This window comes from Photobacterium sp. BZF1 (assembly GCF_014349205.1).
In the GTDB taxonomy this organism is placed as follows: Bacteria; Pseudomonadota; Gammaproteobacteria; order Enterobacterales; family Vibrionaceae; genus Photobacterium.
Map to the genome: position 1 here is coordinate 1 of NZ_JACSOF010000032.1, position 17329 is coordinate 17329.

At 46.0% G+C, this 17329-nt stretch carries 16 protein-coding genes; 8 read left to right on the forward strand and 8 right to left on the reverse strand.

Translation table 11 applies throughout. From position 1 onward, the window contains the following. The first annotated feature begins 543 nt into the window (after positions 1-543). Positions 544-1170 carry a PEP-CTERM sorting domain-containing protein gene (locus BIZ37_RS09170; RefSeq protein ID WP_187461240.1) on the forward strand — a complete coding sequence of 209 codons (627 nt, stop codon included), beginning with the start codon at positions 544-546 and terminating at the stop codon, positions 1168-1170. A 741-nt stretch (positions 1171-1911) separates the two neighbouring features. Here the strand turns inward: BIZ37_RS09170 and BIZ37_RS09175 are convergent. After that, positions 1912-3303 (reverse strand): RNA-guided endonuclease TnpB family protein, encoded by a 1392-nt coding sequence (locus BIZ37_RS09175; RefSeq protein WP_187461241.1) that lies wholly within the window; start codon positions 3301-3303, stop codon positions 1912-1914. Positions 3304-3499: 196 nt separating this feature from the next. Between BIZ37_RS09175 and BIZ37_RS09180 the strand changes: the two genes are divergently transcribed. Continuing rightward, positions 3500-3754 carry a helix-turn-helix domain-containing protein gene (locus BIZ37_RS09180; protein WP_187461242.1) on the forward strand — a complete coding sequence of 85 codons (255 nt, stop codon included), beginning with the start codon at positions 3500-3502 and terminating at the stop codon, positions 3752-3754. 74 nt (positions 3755-3828) lie between these two features. Here BIZ37_RS09180 and BIZ37_RS09185 read toward each other — a convergent pair whose 3' ends face one another. Further along, on the reverse strand, positions 3829-5031 hold the full coding sequence (locus tag BIZ37_RS09185) for an RNA-guided endonuclease TnpB family protein (RefSeq protein ID WP_187461243.1): 1203 nt from the start codon (positions 5029-5031) through the stop codon (positions 3829-3831). A 60-nt stretch (positions 5032-5091) separates the two neighbouring features. Here BIZ37_RS09185 and tnpA point away from each other — a divergent pair, with 60 nt between their 5' ends. The 6 genes from tnpA to BIZ37_RS09215 all read left to right on the forward strand — a co-directional run bounded on the left by tnpA (position 5092) and on the right by BIZ37_RS09215 (position 10730). After that, positions 5092-5505 (forward strand): IS200/IS605 family transposase, encoded by a 414-nt coding sequence (gene tnpA / locus BIZ37_RS09190; RefSeq protein ID WP_187461278.1) that lies wholly within the window; start codon positions 5092-5094, stop codon positions 5503-5505. 74 nt (positions 5506-5579) lie between these two features. Then, entirely contained in the window at positions 5580-6878 is a 1299-nt protein-coding gene (locus tag BIZ37_RS09195; protein ID WP_255526716.1) for a type II toxin-antitoxin system HipA family toxin, read from the forward strand. 1091 nt (positions 6879-7969) lie between these two features. Then, positions 7970-8926, forward strand: a complete 957-nt coding sequence (locus BIZ37_RS09200; RefSeq protein WP_187461245.1) for an integrase domain-containing protein — start codon at positions 7970-7972, stop codon at positions 8924-8926. Positions 8927-8928: 2 nt separating this feature from the next. Beyond that, complete coding sequence (locus tag BIZ37_RS09205; RefSeq protein WP_187461246.1) at positions 8929-9231, forward strand: hypothetical protein; 303 nt, start codon at positions 8929-8931, stop codon at positions 9229-9231. Positions 9232-9788: 557 nt separating this feature from the next. Further along, entirely contained in the window at positions 9789-9992 is a 204-nt protein-coding gene (locus tag BIZ37_RS09210) for a hypothetical protein (protein ID WP_187461247.1), read from the forward strand. Positions 9993-10160: 168 nt separating this feature from the next. Then, entirely contained in the window at positions 10161-10730 is a 570-nt protein-coding gene (locus BIZ37_RS09215) for an NnrU family protein (RefSeq protein WP_187461248.1), read from the forward strand. 658 nt (positions 10731-11388) lie between these two features. Here BIZ37_RS09215 and BIZ37_RS09220 read toward each other — a convergent pair. Genes BIZ37_RS09220 through BIZ37_RS09245 form a run of 6 tightly spaced genes read right to left on the reverse strand, consistent with a single transcriptional unit; the run spans position 11389 to position 17325 of the window. Beyond that, the gene (locus BIZ37_RS09220; RefSeq protein ID WP_187461249.1) at positions 11389-12180 is read right to left on the reverse strand and encodes a LytTR family DNA-binding domain-containing protein; all 792 of its coding nucleotides are present in this window, start codon (positions 12178-12180) and stop codon (positions 11389-11391) included. Positions 12181-12195: 15 nt separating this feature from the next. Beyond that, positions 12196-13218 (reverse strand): sensor histidine kinase, encoded by a 1023-nt coding sequence (locus tag BIZ37_RS09225; protein ID WP_187461250.1) that lies wholly within the window; start codon positions 13216-13218, stop codon positions 12196-12198. Then, positions 13219-14547, reverse strand: coding sequence for a hypothetical protein (locus BIZ37_RS09230; RefSeq protein ID WP_187461251.1), 1329 nt, complete (start codon positions 14545-14547; stop codon positions 13219-13221). A gap of 45 nt (positions 14548-14592) precedes the next feature. After that, positions 14593-15378 (reverse strand): outer membrane lipoprotein-sorting protein, encoded by a 786-nt coding sequence (locus BIZ37_RS09235; RefSeq protein WP_187461252.1) that lies wholly within the window; start codon positions 15376-15378, stop codon positions 14593-14595. Beyond that, positions 15371-16639 carry an ABC transporter permease gene (locus BIZ37_RS09240; RefSeq protein ID WP_187461253.1) on the reverse strand — a complete coding sequence of 423 codons (1269 nt, stop codon included), beginning with the start codon at positions 16637-16639 and terminating at the stop codon, positions 15371-15373. Before BIZ37_RS09240 ends, BIZ37_RS09235 begins: the two co-directional genes overlap by 8 nt. Continuing rightward, a complete protein-coding gene (locus BIZ37_RS09245; RefSeq protein WP_187461254.1) occupies positions 16627-17325 on the reverse strand; it encodes an ABC transporter ATP-binding protein in 699 nt (232 codons plus the stop codon). Before BIZ37_RS09245 ends, BIZ37_RS09240 begins: the two co-directional genes overlap by 13 nt. Between the last annotated feature and the right edge of the window lie 4 nt (positions 17326-17329).

Below are 17329 nucleotides of genomic sequence, written 5' to 3' on the forward strand. Positions count from 1 at the left end.
TGGCGCGAGCATCAGGAGCTCCCTAAGACGTCGGATATATGTCAGCGAGCCGTATCTAATCAGTTCTTGCAATCACAGGGGCGTCCATATATGTCCAGAACCTTCTTAGGCACCACTTCGTAACTCAGAAATGCCCCATTTCGTGTTCTTGGGGCTGTAGAGCAAAATGAGCCACACTCTTTGCAGCCTATATTTTCTAATCAACATCTCTCTATTTGATTAAAAACCAACCATATTACTGTAATCACATCAACAGGCAATAAATGTGATGAGTGTTTAAAAGGATTCTTCATTGTTAACTTTTATTACACTGAGCTATTTGTCTTCGCATCAAACGAAGAAACTCTCCTCGAATTTTAACTTTCTGTTTTGACTTAGGTATTGTCATTTTTGAAAGGGTTATGCCCCATAATGTACATTAGATTATCTGTCGGAATATTTTACAGTGGGCACTTATTTTGCTCCTAACACATTGAATCTAATGCTTGGCATATTTGTTGCTTCAGTACGAAGCAACGCTCCCAATCAGATTTGGTTATGACAATGAAAACTAAAATCGTACTTCTTTTATTGTTTGTGACGTATAGCCACTTCTCACATGCCACCCCCATTCTCCAGATTAATGGGAGTGGCCAGTTGACAGGAGCGCTAAGTGTGGAAGTGGATGGTAACCTATATGATGTAGATTTCTTAGATGGGACGTGTGTCGATTTATTTGATGGATGTGATGAAGAAACTGACTTCTTATTCACAACCAGCAATAGTGCCCTTCAGGCATCTCGAGCGTTATTAGACCAAGTTTTATTAGATTCTCCCTTAGGCTTGTTTGATTCAGACCCATTTTCTGTTGCAGGTATTGAGGCTTCAACAGTCTTAGACTACGGTGTAATTTGGACTCCGTATGACACATTTTTTCCAACCAGTAGTTCGATTCGGGCCACGACTGTAAGTAACTATCCTAGCTCCTCATCTTTCTCTGATAGTGTTGGTAATGGATTATACAATCAAGGATCAGAAACTCGTGTATTCGAAGTGTTTGCAGTATGGTCAGAAGCTGCCGACGTACCTGAACCATCAGCTATCAACTTATTCCTATTTGGCTTGTTGATACTTGGAGTAAAACAGAGAAAATCAATCTCAACTTTCATGCTGCACAGACTAATCACCTAAATAAACGTATCCATAATCGTTCTCTGAGGAACCTTACAAAACCTTTGCCTTTACCCTAGTTCTTCTCACTTCTGAGTCAACAATGTAGTGATTGACTCATCTTTTTCCCTATTTTAGGGGGAGGTTTACATCCAGTATTCGAATGTAAAAAACACTGACACTTTCATCAGACTTCCTGAAAGAAAATATCCTTGTATGGGGTTGATTCTGCTGTTAATTTTTTAGGTTTGATTCATCCCGATAACATGCTCAACAAATCTAAAAACACACTTTAGTGTAAAAAACTGACAGTTTGGAACTGTTAGCCAAGATAAACTGATTATGGGGTTATGAACATCAAACCTAAAATGGTTTGAGATACTTTTTCTTATATTGAACCCCATGATTAGATTTTTTGCTCTAGCTCATTTCTGTCCAGAAACGTGTTTCAGGGCCCCAGGTTTTGACAGCACAAGCTTCTAAAGCAATAACAGCGTTAGTGGGAGTACGCTTAACTATGGCCCTGATCCAAGCATCAAGCTTGTATTTTCCTTCAATGAACTGCTCGGCACTAAAGTACCGAGTTTCCCGATTGATGACGATAATCGTTGTCAATCATTGTTGTAAAATGGGCTTCTTTAGCGATGTTTGCTCCCTGTTGGAAGTCTTATTTCAGCCAAGCAAGCTTAGGGAAGCCCTAAAAAGAACAACATCTACCCATCCTGATTTTTATACTGACGCCAGAACTTACGCCAGTGGCAGCTATGCTGCCAATTTCTGCCTTCGATGAACCACTTTCTTACGAGTTTTTGCTGTCTCGGCAAACATTTCCTCTTTAATGTAAGTAACAGTGCGTTTACGAAGTACGAATGAAGCATTTTCATCCGCATTTTGTTTGTTGCCGCAATCTAAGCAAATAAACTCGGCTTGGGTTGGGCGTGCAGTATTTAAGCTGCCACAGCAACTACACTCTCTTGAGCTATTTACGGCATTGATGTCGTTAATGGCAACCTTGCCAGCATCCAACGCCTTATACTCAATAAATGTCGCTAACTGCCCCAGAGAGACATTGAGTAGTGAACGATTAAGCCCACTTTTAGCCTTAGCATGATTCTTTACAAACTTGCGACCAGAGGCAGTACGCTTAGGCTTCGCCTTTCGTGTCATACCTTTAAGGTTAAGCTTTTCCAGACCAATAATGTCTCGTGAAACCTCTACGAGCTTTTTAGAAATACAGTGGTTGTGATTCTTCCGACAATCAGCACTCTTCGCATCTATGCGAGAAATCTTGCGCTGCAATTTTTCCTGTCGCTTCGACTCACATCGCTTGGATTTGTTGCCGTTCAGCCGCTTCTTACGAGCTAAAATGCGCTGGTAGCGCGCTTTTCGCTTGGCTCGTTGCTTTTTGCGCTCCACTTCCTCTGGTGAGTATTTAACAGCGTAACCATCACTGCTGCACAAGTGCAGAGCGATGCCACGGTCAACGCCAGTGATCTTATCGTAAAGTTTTGACTCAGAGAGGTGGGCGTAGTCAGCAAGGATTTGCTCAATCTTTCGCTCTTTATTACCGTCATTGAAGCTGCCAGAGAGCGAAAACCTACGACCTTGGCGGCTGATGCGAAATTGGTTAGAAAGTTGTTCAGGCTTGTGCGGCAGGCGAATAGAAAAGACCTTGCGAGGTTTTTTCTTCGCATGTTCCACGATGGTAAGCATTGAACCATCACCAAAAGGCTCTAACTTGAAAAGCTCTTTAGTGATCACAACGCTGCGTTTCTTATATTTGTTTTTAATGCGAGGGAATTTTGCCAACTGATTCTTTGCTTTCACCGTGTCTTGATAGGCTTCGGTGGCAGCGTTACGTAAGAGCTGGACAGGCATATCCCTCAAAAAGAAAAGCTCAGGAATAGCCTTAATGTCAGCATAGCCTTGAGTAAAAGTTGGAAATTCTTCACTGTCATTTGCCGCAATCAGTGATTTGAACTCACTGATTTTCTGGTTGCGCATCACGTTCGCAGCGCCAACCCATTGCGCAAAGAATTGCGCTTGGCTTGGCGTAAGACGCTCACTGATGTTGATGCTAAAACCACGAATTGACAGAGGGTTATCTCCAATAGAGTGCTGGATAAATATACAGCTGTGGTATTTTAATGACAACCATTTTTGTCATCATTTTTATCTGTTTTCACCAAGGGCTTGACTCGCCGCTAAAGCATGCGAGATTACGCCCTATTTTTGTTCAAAATTGCTCTCTGTTTTGAATAAATTAACGGCCATACCGTGTAAAGCTAGACTTAACGGCTATACCGTGTAAAATCACTTTTAACGGTTATCGCGTGTTAAAAGGTTCGCAATGAAAGTTACTTCTGCCACCCAACTCAGTCATTTACTGCAAGAAAGTCGCAAAGAACAAGGCTTATCACAGTCGAATACCGCCCAAAAAGTAGGGATCCGGCAGGACACAGTATCCAAGTTCGAAAATGCACCGGAAGGCACCCGGCTTGATACCTTATTTAAATTGCTTGCGGCGCTCGATCTGGAATTGGAAGTCCGCCCGCGCGGTGAACAATCTAACTCCAACAGCGAACAATGGAATGAGGAGTGGTAATTGACATCCTCCCCCGCCTAGCTTCGCTTATTTCGGCGGGGGATTCCCTGTTACTGGGTGCACACTAAATTGCTTTAGTGACTAGTTCCTGCTGCTGGCGGCATTGTTGCACCACTCACTGCACAGGCTAACAAGCGGTGTACCCGCTCTAATATATTTAATGCACCAACAATATCTGCGTTGTTGGTGTAACCACACTCAACACATTCAAAGTGCGCTTGAGTTTGGCGGTTATCTTTCGACACATGACAACAGCAAGGGCATGTTTGGCTTGTGTATTGCGCTGGGACAGCTATAACGATGCCTCCATTCCATTGCTGCTTATACTCAAGTTGTCGCCTAAACTCATACCAACCCTGATCTAGGATTGACTTATTGAGTCCTGATTTGGCCTTGACGTTCTTGCCGTGCTCCTCTGAATTACCTTTCGCTGACTTGGACATATTTGATACCCGTAAATCCTCTATCGCTATCATTGCGTGATTCTTGCTGATCTCGGAAGATGATTTGTGAAGGTAGTCCTTGCGGCAGTTGGCGATACGAGTGTGCAGCTTCTGAATTTTCGCCTTTTGTTTTTGCCAATTGGCAGAGAATTTGACCTTGCGAGTTAACTTGCGCTGCTCCGTAGCAAGACGCTTCTCATGTTTACGAAAAGCGTTAAGCGGCTTTAGGTGTGAACCGTCAGATAGCGCAACAAACTTTGATATGCCAACATCAACACCCACGGCAGATGTGGAAATATGCTTTGGCTCAGCTATTTCTTGCTCAACCTGAAAGGATATATACCAGTACCCCGACTTAAAGCTCACTGTGCAGTTTTTAATTGCTACTTGCACCTCTTGAGACTTACGGAACTTCACCCAACCTAGCTTACTAGGCAACTTCACACGATTGCCTTCAAGCAGGCAATACTTGTTGAAGTTGACGAATCGGATCGAGTCTTGGTTCTTGCCTTTCTTCTTAAACCGAGGTTTTTCAGCCGCCAGAGATTTATCAAAGCAACGCATCCACGCACCATGTAAGTCTTTTAGCTTTTGCTGCAAGTTATCGGTGTAGGCTTCCTTGAGCCACGCTAGATCTTCTTGCTTTTTCCACTGGGTCACTAGCTTATTAAGCTCAAAGGCGCTTGGGATCTTTTCGCCAGCATCCAGCTTGTCTAAGCAGTGACGCAAGCCTTGATTCCACACAAACCGAGCATGACCGCAAAGCACAGCAAGCCTAGCTACCTGATCGGCAGTAGGCTCTAATCTGAATTTATAGGCTTTGCGTATCAACATGACAAATCGGTGTGCTTACGTATAATACCTACATAATATGAACTTAAGTGAGTAAGATCAATATCAGTGTGCAATGTCAACAAAGGGCGGAACAGTTGCTATTCAATGCACTTGCATATCGTGTTTATCACCAAATATAGGCGCAAGGTCTTTGGTGAATTACACCTGCAAAATTTAGAAGCTACATTCAAAGAGTTGTGTCTGGCATTTGATGCAGAGTTGAAGGAGTTCAACGGTGAGTCAGACCACGTTCACCTGTTAATTTCAACATCACCGAAGACACCAAGTGTCGCAAAGTTAGTTAATTCACTCAAAGCAACTAGCTCACGTAGGATACGCAGAGAGTTTAATGATGTGGCTGGCGCATTTAGTAAAAACGTTCTTTGGAGTCGTAGCTATTTCGCAGGAACGTGCGGAGGTGCGCCATTAACGGTGATCAAACAATACATCGAGCAACAGGATAGGCCGCATTAAGATGCTGCGCATCTTTGGCTATTCCCCTCCCTGCTGCTTCGCAGGGAGTACCCTAGCCATTTAGGATGGTGGCGATGAATGGCTACGAAGTAGGCATACTGCACCAGTCCCCCACCGGTGCCCACCGCTTTCACTATTCACCAAGCTGGCTTGATACTCCCGGGGCGCGACCTATTTCGTTGTCGCTGCCACTTGGCCGGCGTCCTTTTCATGGCGAGGCAGTCTATAACTTTTTCGATAACCTGCTGCCGGACAATATGCAGATCCGCCAACGCATTGTTGCCAGACATCAGGCCAAATCCAGTCAGCCATTTGATTTGCTGGCCAAGATCGGCCTCGACAGCGTCGGCGCATTGCAGATCTACCCGTTGGACACCAATCCTGGCGATGTACGGCACATTAGCTGCAAGCCGCTGGATGACAGTGCGTTGGTACGCATCCTCAAGGGTTACCAAAGTGATGCCCCGCTAGGCATGATTGCCGAAGAAGATGACTTTCGTATATCCCTAGCTGGTGCCCAGGAAAAAACCGCCTTGCTACGCAGGGATAACACCTGGTGCCTACCGCAGGGCAGCACCCCGACCACCCATATCATCAAGTTACCGATTGGCGAGATCCAAAGCCATTCCTATACCATCGATCTTGCCGAGAGTGTCGAGAATGAACTGGTGTGCCTTCGCCTTGCCAAAGCGTTCGGGTTGGCGGTTGCCGAGGTCGATATGCTGAATGTGAGCGATGTTAGGGCGTTGTCTGTGTCGCGCTTTGATCGCCGTGAATCCAAAGATGGCCTGTGGATCATGCGCCTGCCGCAAGAAGATTTTTGCCAGGTACTCAATGTCTCTCCGGGTCGTAAATACGAGGTCGATGGCGGCCCAGGTATTGCAGAAATTATGCGTTATCTTCTGGCTTCGGAACAGCCAGATGCCGATCGCCGTGAATTCATGCGCGCTCAGGTCCTATTCTGGCTACTCGCGGCGACCGATGGCCATGCCAAGAATTTCTCAGTATTTCTTTTGCCCGGCGGTGCCTTCAGGCTGACACCTTTGTACGATATTTTATCTGTTTACCCAGTGATGGGTGGCAAGGAGTTGTCGGAGCGAAAAGCCAAGATGGCCATGGGCCTGTATGGTGAATCCGGCCGTCACTATAAATGGTATTCATTGTTCCCCCGTCACTTCTTGGCCACGGCTCGGGCGGTGGGGTTTTCAGAGTCAACGATGCAGCAGATCTTGGATGAATTCCGCGATCGTGCTCCAGAAGCTGTTGAGAGCGTGCGTGCACCTTTGCCTGATGATTTTCCCCACCATATCAGCGACGCTATTTTGGGCGGGGTGCTCAAGCGGGCACGCCGGTTGGGTAGCGAACACCCGTAATATCTTCAGAATAATCCCAAATCTGCTGAGCCAGCGCGGCATTGACGAATTTTGGGGATGTTTTGTGTAGCGCAGGGGCCCCAAATCCCGTATCTTGGGCCATAGAACCCTTGCGGTTTTATCTCTGGCGCCGTTGCGGCTAGCAACTGTTAACGGCAGCCATTATTAATGGAAGAGGCTAAACAGCGTGAAGCCAACCTCCCTAAGGAAGGTTTTACACGTTAGAAATGTAAGGTTGACACCACCTTATCAAAGCTGCATTATAGAGACTAATAATGCATCGATTGCATATAAAGCCCCACCTGCCAGGTGAAATCTGGGGTTCCTGGCCCACTCTAATCCTTAGCTGTATGACGCAGCTCCAATTTGCATCATGTGATGCAGCATCAAGATAATGCGTCCTCGTTGCGCCCAAAATTTACTCTAAGCACACTCAACCAATCTATCTTGCTTTCAATACCTGCAATCTCTTTGCGGTGTCTTCGCACACCACAACAAAATGAACCCGTAAGCAATCCAATAATTTGATTCGTTTCAATCACTCAATCATCATCTTGAATAGACGCTTTGATACTTTCAGCGTCATAAACTCCACCATTATTCCAAACAGCCAACGTGTTAGTGCTCTTGACTGCGCTTTAAGTATATACACCTAGACCGTAGGTCCTGAAATGAAACCCGCCGCAGGCGGGACGCAACTTTCAGCTCTTTTCCAATAACTACTCAGGCGGAAGTGAAATAAAGTTCGCCCTCAAATAGCCCGTTTTAGAGACAGTTCGGCGCTTGTGATAGTGGATGTTGGCCACCGTATGGTGAGACGCAACATACCCCTCAGGCCACCACAAGGCAGTTGTTTCTGGGTAATACCGATTGATAGAAAAAGCGTGGGTGTCGCTTTAACTACCCCTCCCCCACTCATACAGGAAAGCGCAGTCGTTAGTACGACACGAGAAGATGCAGACTTCACTTTCTGGTGGCCCTTAGGGGCATTAAATTTTGCTTAGCACTGGCCGATTCCGCCGAAAGGCTTGCCAACATCAGGGGTTGGATAAGAGAAAAGAGATAGAAGTCGAATATGTTATGGAGGATTGATGATGAGAAATTTAAACACGCCCAATTTTAACTTGGGTAATCGACGCATGGATTTGGCGCTGAAAAATGCACTTATAGAACTAGGGCAAAGCTATAAGAGCGTGGCAACCAACCATGGACACATAAAACAATTCACATCCTATTTGTTTAAAGAGCATGGGATCCGCCAACTGGCCAAAATTGAGCATGGCCATGTCGCCGCCTATGCCAACGTTCTTGTAGAGCGTTATGACCAAGGGGAGATCAGCGCCTCCACAGCCCAAAATGCGCTCAGTGCCATCAACTCAGCGATGAGTCAGGCGAGGCAAGATGAAGTATGCAGAGTCACAGGAAAAGAAGCCGGATTGCCTGGCCGTACTTTTGTCGCAACCAAAGATAAAAGCGTTGACGATGATAAACACATGGCAATAAAAGCTAAGGTCTCAGAACGACTGGCCAGCCAACTCGACCTGCAACGCACCTTGGGATTGAGATTCAAAGAAAGTTGCTTAATCAATGCGAATAACATTCTCAAACAAGCAAAGAGCCATGGGACCGTTCGAATCATAGATGGCACAAAAGGTGGTCGCCCAAGAGAGGTACCGATTACATCCCCAAACCAAATGGAAGCCTTGAAAGTAGCAGCACAAATTCAGGGGGAGGATAAATCGATGATCCCACCATCCATGACCTTCAAAGATTACCGGGAAGCCGCGAATAACGAAATTCGCGGCAAGATGGCCGGGTTCCATGGAGAAAGGCACACCTATGCCAATGACCGATACGAAAAACTGTCAGGCTTACCAAGCCCTGTTCGTGCCGGCATTGAGCATGGTAAAGCCCATCACCAATACATCTCACAACAACTATCAATATCAATATCGGAAGCCAAAGCCCTTGACCACGCGGTACGCTTGCAAATATCAAACGAACTCGGCCATGGCCGTATTGATGTCACCAACAGTTATTTGGGGTAGATATGTCACCAGAATCTAAAAAAATTATCGACTTTCACTTTGGTGTCTATCGTCGTCAAGGAGCAAAAAAATATCGCAAAAAGCAATACAGACGGTTACTCAATCTCCTGAATGATATTTTTAGGCATGAGCCCTCAGCACATGGTGAGTTAGAACGAATAGGACGAAAACAGGTTATCGGTTACTGGCAACGCACAAGAAATGAAACGGACCAAACACGATTAGAAAAATGGCGTGTTTTAGACCGATTATTTCAGGCAATAAAGAAGCCAAGCCCTCCAAGGCCAAGAAGAAAAGACAGTTAAAATGCAGCCTTAAGCAAGTCTTTCATCTGATTAGACTTGCTTATTTTTGCTCTCGAGGTCGAAATCAGAGGCAGCATGCAATAGATAAATCCAAGCTACTTACGCGTTTAAAATCATGATCTAGCTCTCTCGTATCCACCAACATCAGCTTAGTCATATTGAATCACTTTTACTCCCCTCTTATTTATAACGAGCAGATGAAATCAACGCTGAAAGGAAATGCAGTGAACACGACAGTGTAAGTTAGTTAAGCGATGAAGAGCAGGAAGATTGGGGCAACTATACTGAAAATTTATCGAAAGAACTGCAATCGTAACAAACCTCTGCTCTTATCCGTTTAGGGAGTATTCCATAATTCTTATCAGTTAATTATTAATTCAGGCAAGTTAGTACATAAAATATTCATATACTTCAGTTACCCTCGCCATTCTTGCTTCTTCAATGATCTTAGCATGCATGACCAACATCCCATAGACAGGGAATAAACCAAATGAAGCTAGATAGTTATAACGAAGCTGCGAGTAACCACTTTGAGATTCACTAGGAAATAATCGGCAATGAAAAACACACATTTTATCGAAGTAAAACGGTACTTGGAGCGTCAATATTCTGTACCAGCAGCTTACATCGATAGCCTGAAATCAGCACCACTTAAAGGATATCCCAATCAATATGCAGTTCTCGTAGAAGCGTTTGATAAAGAGTGGAGTTTCTTGGTTGATACCAGCTCGTCGAAAATCAACATCACAGAAGTCAAATAGCGCATATACCAAGAACACTATTATGTGATCGCTCAATGCTAGCCCATTCGGAGTTACACCTGGTTGACATCTCAGTTCATCAAAGCATCATTTGACTTATTTTTTCTTCTACTTGTAATGTTTTCTATAAGATAGGTGTTACATCAATTTAAGTTATGAGGCAACGGAATGTTTAGCTTACTACTTGGCTTAGTATTGTTTCTTGGTATTCACTCGATTTCAATCATCACACCGCTATATCGAGAGAAGTTCGTAAAGAAAAGTGAAACCGTGTACAAAGCCGTTTATTCTTTGCTGTCTTTTCTGGGTATCTATCTTATTGTTACAGGTTTCGGTGCACTCAGGACTGACACAAGCGTTATTTATGTTGGATATCAATCTTTAAGGCCACTAGTTTATCTGTTTATGCTAGTCGGATTTATCCTCTTTTTTGCTCCCTATTTTCCTGGAAAAATTAAAGCAGTCACAAAAAATCCACAGTTGTTATCAGTAATCTTTTGGGCATTTTCTCATTTATTAGTTAACGGTAATTTAGCCGATATCTTGTTATTTGGATCTTTCTTAGTGTGGGCCACTGTCGATCTAATTTCGATGAGGAAACGCCATCAGAGAGTCGTCTCGCCTTTGAAGACCTCTTGGGTGAATGACGTGATAGTCATAGTGCTTGGAACGATTGTTTACGGCACCTTTGCGATGTTTTTACATGGCTATTTAATCGGTATTCCCTTAATGAGTTAACGGTGTCTGTCCTGCTATTAATCAGAGTGCGTTACCCTTACCAACATCGGCGGAAAACCCCTTCCTTCAGGTGGGGGATGGATAGCCGTTATTGCGTAGCAATAAACCGATTGACAACATAATCAGGGTGCTCGACTACACTGTTTATAAATACAGTGTTCGGAGCTACAAATGCAAAAATGAACAATGCAACTTTGTAGGAATCTGAGATAACGTTGGTGCAACCAACTTTTTGAATAAACAACACCACGATGGAAGGATTAAAGCTGGCGCTATGATCCCCCCATCGGTGGTAAAGTATCACCGACCCGTGCCTATGCGCCGGAACGGTATAGTCCGTCTGACTGGCGGCATGTTGCTAGATACCCCCCTTAAATCGGCATCGGATACTTCGGTATCAGGCTCTAACGAGCCGTCGTTGCTGACTTCTGCGGCCTGCTCTAGAATCTCCTCCTTCAGGTGGGAGAGCAGTCAATTAAATCAAAGTAACAAGAAAAATGTGAGCTCAGATCCTCAAGTTTCTGATGCAAATACTCAGAGATTGGAGACAACTCTCCCATCGCATTTAACAGGGTTACACGATAAGTCATTTATCTTCCTTGATAATGTGGGTTAAGAGCAGCGAGCTTACAGTATAAAGAGTGAGCAGTTCTAGCGATTACATCCCTTTGAACAAACTTTGAGATGCACGGCTCACAGGGAGCTTGCTTTCTCCAACGTGAACAAACATTCTACCAGCAAAGTCTTTGTTTACTTTGCTAATTTTACACACTTGTACCACGCTTGAACGGTGCACTTGCCAGAACTGTTCTGGGTTAAGCTGCCCTATCAACTCTTTCAGCGATGTGCGAATCAAATACTCCTGCACTTTGCCTTGTCCTTGTTGGGCATACACAGAAACGTATTTTTCTTCCGCTTTGAAATACAACACATCAGACGTGGCGATCAGATGAATATCTTCCCCTTGCGTCGCTTTGATCCACTGAAGAAATTGCGGCGTTTGTGGAGCGGATAATCGTTGCAGCTGCTCTAATAGGCTGCTCATCTGCACATTGCTACTTTCTTGCTCTCGCTTAGCAAGGCGAGCTTTCACTCTTTCACACGTCTTCAGGAGGCGCTCATCCGAGATAGGCTTCAACAAATAATCGGCGGCATTTTGCTCAAAAGCTTTGATGGCGTAATCATCGTACGCGGTAACAAACACAATCAAAGGTGGGTGGGAGAGTTGATTAAGTTTTTGCGCTAATGTCATGCCATCCAAAACTGGCATACGAATATCGAGAAACGCAATGTCAGGTTGGCTTTGCTCAATGGCTTGCAACGCTTGTTCACCATCCGCGACTTTGGCTATCACCTCTAGCTCTGGCCACACTTCAGCTAGGCTTTTATCAAGATGACGCCTCAATAGCGGTTCATCATCAGCAATAATGGCAGTAAACTCTCTATTCATTCCTTTCTTCCTTGATTACGATTCCATTGGCCAGGTCAAGCGAACACAAACGCCACCCTGAGCAGACTCACTGATAGAAACCTCTCCTTGCTCTGCGGACAGAGCTTCAATACGCTGCTTGAGATTACTTAGACCTACGCCTGAGCCCATGTGCCCACTAACGTGATTCAAGCCAACGCCAGTGTCTCTGACTTCGATCTGTAAGTTCTGGTGTTCACGCTTAATAAACAAACTGACTTCGCCGCCTTCTCGCTTCGGCTCAATACCATGGATGATGGCGTTTTCTATTAAGGGTTGTAGCATCATCGGCGGTAACTCGGTTCTACCTAGCCCCTCTTCCACCTCAATCTTGTAACTGAGTCGTTCACCCAAACGGGTTTGCTGAATGCCTAAGTAAGCCTCAATTAACGCCGTTTCATTGTCTATGGTGGTGCGTTCTTCGCGTGAACTTTTGAGCGTTGCACGCAAAAGTGCGGTTAACTGTTCGAGCATCAACTTGGCTCTATCGACATCTTGCGACATAAGAGCGCTGATATTCGCCAAGGTATTAAATAGGAAATGCGGTTCAATCTGGCTTTGCATCTGCTTTAACTGACTCAGTAACAGCGCACGGTCTTGCTCTGCTTTCTCGCGTTTGATGGCTTCCAACTCTCGTTGAGCGATCGCATGTTGCTCGCGTGAGTAGAAATAGAAAAAGCACATGGCACTGAATAACAACCCCATGAGTCCAACTGACAGCATACCTGAGATGCCGAAATATTCCCCGAGCCAGAACTGGGCGCTTACCACACCGAACAATAAGCAAGCCGTCAGCGAAATAGCTACTTCCGCCAAACGAGGAATGGTAGGAAACAGGCGATCGACAAGCCATGAGAAGAAGATAGCCGAATAGCCAAATCCAAAGCTAACCAACACATGGATGTAGAATGGACCGCCCCAAACAGAGAACGTCATTGCTGCGATAAAGAGACAAAAGGCCGTTGTCACGAATAAGCTACGCGACCATCCACTCTTCACTGCTGATTTTGCTGAACACATTTAGAATTTCCCTTTGATATTAAATACAATCATATGCTTATCATTGATTTGTGCGTAAGCAGATTGGTCGTCTCCGCTTAAAAAGCGTGCGGCAACTTCCACTTCTACACTTTGATCGCCGGTATCAATCCATTGGTAATTAAGCCACTGCGTGACAATCACACCGCCATCTTGCGGCGACAACATCACATCCAACGTGGGTGTTACATCACTTAACCACCCCATATCCGCTTTGCCGCTCCATGCAGCCCATGCTTCCACATCCCAACTCCAGTGCAGCATTACGTTATGCTGAACGATATTGGCATGCTGAAACCCTTGGGCATAACTTGTTGCAAGCAGAGACGTATTGGGAGCGGAAATTTGAGAGAGTAATTCTCCACGTTCTATTGCTTGTTGCCATTCGCTTTTCGACCATGCACGGCTGTCGTACCAATATTCAGCGATCACATTGTGTCCAGCTTGGTTTGCCCAATTCAGTCCAACTAAGGCTTGGAATGCGCTGCCCTGCTCCTCAACCGAAACGGGTTGGTAAATATCATCCTGCTGAAACTGATAGCCGACACTTTGCTTTTGCCACAGCATTGAACCGTGTATGGCAATGGACTCATCCCACACGGCAATGGCACTGGCTCCAAGTAAACCTCGGCGCACATCATCGTAATAACCAATCAGCTGATACTCTGTGTCACCCACCAGCGCATAACGGCGAATACCAACACCTTGCTGCTCTGCGGCTTGATCAAGTGAACTTTGGTCTTGTTGCCCCCAGCTTGAATCAGTCGCAATCACCGTCCATTCACCTGCCATATCGTAGTGTGAGAGTGAAAATACACCCGCGCCCTCTTCTGCGACTAAGCCAACAGGGTTTTGCCGATAAGGTTTAAACAGATCCAAAGGTCGGTAGCCATAACCGACACCCCAATCAACGCGCAACTTACCCAAACTCACATCAAGTGTGGTATCACCGACTTGCCATTCCCCTAGCCACGCAAGCTCTCGAATCAGCAGTTGGTTATCAGCTTCACTCCACCACTCACTCTCTCCTTGTTGATTGAGATACAAACCTTGGCTGTACAGGGCGAACAAGCCGCTGAAGTTTTGATAGTTCGCCTGTACATCCAGCAGCGCATTGAGTGAATCACGAGAACTGCCCTGCGCTTGCATAAACACGCTATCACGCTGCTTGGCAGTTTCGTAACTGACAGCCCAATCCCACTCAAAACTCAGTTCATCATTGGCAAAAACTGAGGCTGACGCGCCCACACACAATGAGGCAGCAATCAACAGAATGGTACTTTTGTTAAGGTTAGGCTGACGCGATTTCATGTGACTTCCTTGCCCGTTTACATGGTTCTATTTACGGAATTGATGCTAAAGCTGGGTCGTATTGGCTTTCGGCAAAAAGCTTGGGTTATAGAACTTGTTATCTAGTTGCCAAGGCACGATCTCTTGATACTCGATAACGGTCTTTTTGCTAGGCTGAATGCTATCAAGCAAAGTCATCTCACTGACGTAGTCTTCGCCGTTGTCGGTTGCACGTCCGTATTGCGCTTGCTTGGCGAGTTTGCCAGAGCGCAAATAAAGATCGGCTTTGATTGGAAACGCATCTTGCTCAGACAACCACAAGTCGATCTTTTGGTAACTCGCCCCTTTGGTTTTCGCGGTTAAAGCAAGATGATAAGCGGCCACACTTTCTCCTTTCACCGAAACGGTTTCTGTCGCTTTCCATTCACCGTGATAATCTTTGCTCCACGTCAGGGTTGAGATGTCGCCGATAGACGCTTCACCAAGCAGCTTTTGCATTGGCGTGATGCGAATCGGACGGCGGCTCTTCGGCATTTGCAGCCAGTAGTTATCGCCCATCATCAACATCTTTTGCCCAGCTTCAACCGCCGATTTGAACACCACCAACGATTCACGATTTGGACGCGTGTACACGTGGTAAAGGCGAGTTTTATCTAACTCTTGGTCTTGATATAAGCGCACCAGTGACACCACTTTGGAGGAATCATCTTGCAAGCGGTAGCTGTCGGCTTTTTCAATCAATTGCGCGACTTGCTTTGCATCTAGCGGTGTTTCATTCGCACTGGCATTCACGCTTGCAATGCCGCTTACCGTCAGCAGTGCAATTGGTAATAGTGATTTGAAATTAAACATAAATCAGTGCCTCCGTAATTGGCTTGTTCACCCCTTTGCGCGCAGAGAAAAACGCCGCAACCAAACAAATCATCAATACGGCAAATCCTGCTATAGCCACCAGATCCCAAGAGAAGTAAATCGTCAATGGATAACCTTCTGTACGTCCTGGCGGTGGCGGCATTTGCACATCCACGACCATCAGTAAGACGGTCACTAGCGCCGTAAACAAAGCGCCGATTAAGCTGCCAATCACCGCAAGTAACCCTGCTTCGCGCAAGAACCCAGCAATAATTTCGCGAGGGTAGCTCCCAAGAGCCGACAAGGTGCCAATTTCACGGGTGCGCTCGGTGACCGACATGGTCATGGTGTTGAACAGCGCAACAAAGACCACCAGTGCCATCACTGCACCCATAATGCCGAAGATGCGGTCGTACAAATCTTTCACCTTGAGATAGAAGAACGCACGTTCTTGCCAAGGCGTAATCTCAATATCTTGATCGCCAAAGTTCTGTTTTTGCTTACTCAGAACCAAAGCCATTTGTTGCTCGACTTGGTTGGTTAAACCGGTATCGAACAGGAAGACAGATAACGCACTGACTTTGCCTGAGCCCAACAATGATTGCGCACTGTTGATGTGCACGTACAACTGCCGTTTATCAAGGTCTGGTACGCCGGTTGAATAGATGCCACGCACTTTGAAGTCATACGCGTTCAAAGCACCGTCGGTTGTGGTCGCCAACAAGGTAATCCAATCGCCAACGTGCACGCTTAGATTGTTCGCCAAATCAACGCCGAGCATCACTTCCGGCTCTGCTGGGTCATAACGCGATGCATGAATGTTGGACAACGTCTGCCCTTCACGCACATCTAAAAACGGTCCTTTCATATCGAATTCGCGTTCGTTCACGCCAATGCCGATAAAGATCGATGACTTGTTGCCGTTGGAAATCAAACCACTGAATTCAACTCGTGGCTGAACACCTCGCACTTCATTCAACCCAATCAATTGCTTGGTGATGTCGTCTGCATGAGTTAACCCGTGACTCAGTGGCATCTCTTCTTCTTTAGCGAAGTAACCCGGCGTGGTTAACGTCAGATGCCCCGTGTCACGCGCTGTCGACTCTTTTAAACTGTCGTAGGTGTACAGACCAAAACCACCCGCACTGGTTAACGCAAACACGGCAATGGCAATGATCAGCATCGACAATAAACTGCGACGGCGATTGCGTTGCAGATTCAACCAAGCAAGCCGAACCGAAACAGGAATTAGCTTGCCCATGAAACCTCCTCCACACTTGCGTGCGTTTGGGTAATTTTGCCATCCACCAACTCAATGGTGCGCTCACAGCGGGATGCCATACGAGGATCGTGTGTGGCGACGATAAAAGTGGTGCCAAGCTCGTGTCCAAGTCCTTTCATAATATCGATAACCCTGTTGGCAGTTTGGCTATCAAGACTTGCGGTTGGCTCATCAGCAATCACCAATGCTGGCTTGTGCACTAAGGCGCGCGCAATTGCCACACGCTGCTGCTGACCACCAGATAGGTTATCGGGCATGTGATGAATAAACTCGCCCAAGCCGACGTGTTCTAGCATTTGTGTGGCGAGCTCGGTTTGTTCTGCTTTTGAAAACCCGTTGAGATGCAGCGGATAAGCCACGTTCTCCAACGCTGTCATCACAGGTACAAGGTTGAATTTCTGGAACACAAAGCCAAGCTTTTCACGGCGCATTTTCGCAGCCTGCATTTGTCCGGTTGGGTATGGGCTGCCTGCAAATATCACCTGTCCTTGGTATTGAGTATCCAGCATGCCAAGCACGTTGAGTAAGGTGCTTTTGCCTGATCCAGACGGTCCACACAGAGCCACCATTTCGCCGGCAAACACTTCACCAGAGACGTCTCGCAATGCACGCACAGTTTGGCTACCAAGGGCGTAATCGCGGCTAAGTTGATTAAAAACGATCATGACG

Excerpts from the sequence above, each read along its gene's own strand:
- BIZ37_RS09240 (WP_187461253.1), bottom strand. The coding sequence starts at position 16,639 with ATGGGCAAGCTAATTCCTGTTTCGGTTCGGCTTGCTTGGTTGAATCTG.
- BIZ37_RS09235 (WP_187461252.1), bottom strand. The coding sequence starts at position 15,378 with ATGTTTAATTTCAAATCACTATTACCAATTGCACTGCTGACGGTAAGC.
- BIZ37_RS09205 (WP_187461246.1), top strand. The coding sequence starts at position 8,929 with ATGTCACCAGAATCTAAAAAAATTATCGACTTTCACTTTGGTGTCTAT.
- BIZ37_RS09245 (WP_187461254.1), bottom strand. The coding sequence starts at position 17,325 with ATGATCGTTTTTAATCAACTTAGCCGCGATTACGCCCTTGGTAGCCAA.
- BIZ37_RS09225 (WP_187461250.1), bottom strand. The coding sequence starts at position 13,218 with ATGTGTTCAGCAAAATCAGCAGTGAAGAGTGGATGGTCGCGTAGCTTA.
- BIZ37_RS09230 (WP_187461251.1), bottom strand. The coding sequence starts at position 14,547 with ATGAAATCGCGTCAGCCTAACCTTAACAAAAGTACCATTCTGTTGATT.
- BIZ37_RS09210 (WP_187461247.1), top strand. The coding sequence starts at position 9,789 with ATGAAAAACACACATTTTATCGAAGTAAAACGGTACTTGGAGCGTCAA.
- BIZ37_RS09215 (WP_187461248.1), top strand. The coding sequence starts at position 10,161 with ATGTTTAGCTTACTACTTGGCTTAGTATTGTTTCTTGGTATTCACTCG.
- BIZ37_RS09185 (WP_187461243.1), bottom strand. The coding sequence starts at position 5,031 with ATGTTGATACGCAAAGCCTATAAATTCAGATTAGAGCCTACTGCCGAT.
- BIZ37_RS09200 (WP_187461245.1), top strand. The coding sequence starts at position 7,970 with ATGATGAGAAATTTAAACACGCCCAATTTTAACTTGGGTAATCGACGC.
- BIZ37_RS09195 (WP_255526716.1), top strand. The coding sequence starts at position 5,580 with ATGAATGGCTACGAAGTAGGCATACTGCACCAGTCCCCCACCGGTGCC.
- BIZ37_RS09180 (WP_187461242.1), top strand. The coding sequence starts at position 3,500 with ATGAAAGTTACTTCTGCCACCCAACTCAGTCATTTACTGCAAGAAAGT.
- BIZ37_RS09170 (WP_187461240.1), top strand. The coding sequence starts at position 544 with ATGAAAACTAAAATCGTACTTCTTTTATTGTTTGTGACGTATAGCCAC.
- BIZ37_RS09220 (WP_187461249.1), bottom strand. The coding sequence starts at position 12,180 with ATGAATAGAGAGTTTACTGCCATTATTGCTGATGATGAACCGCTATTG.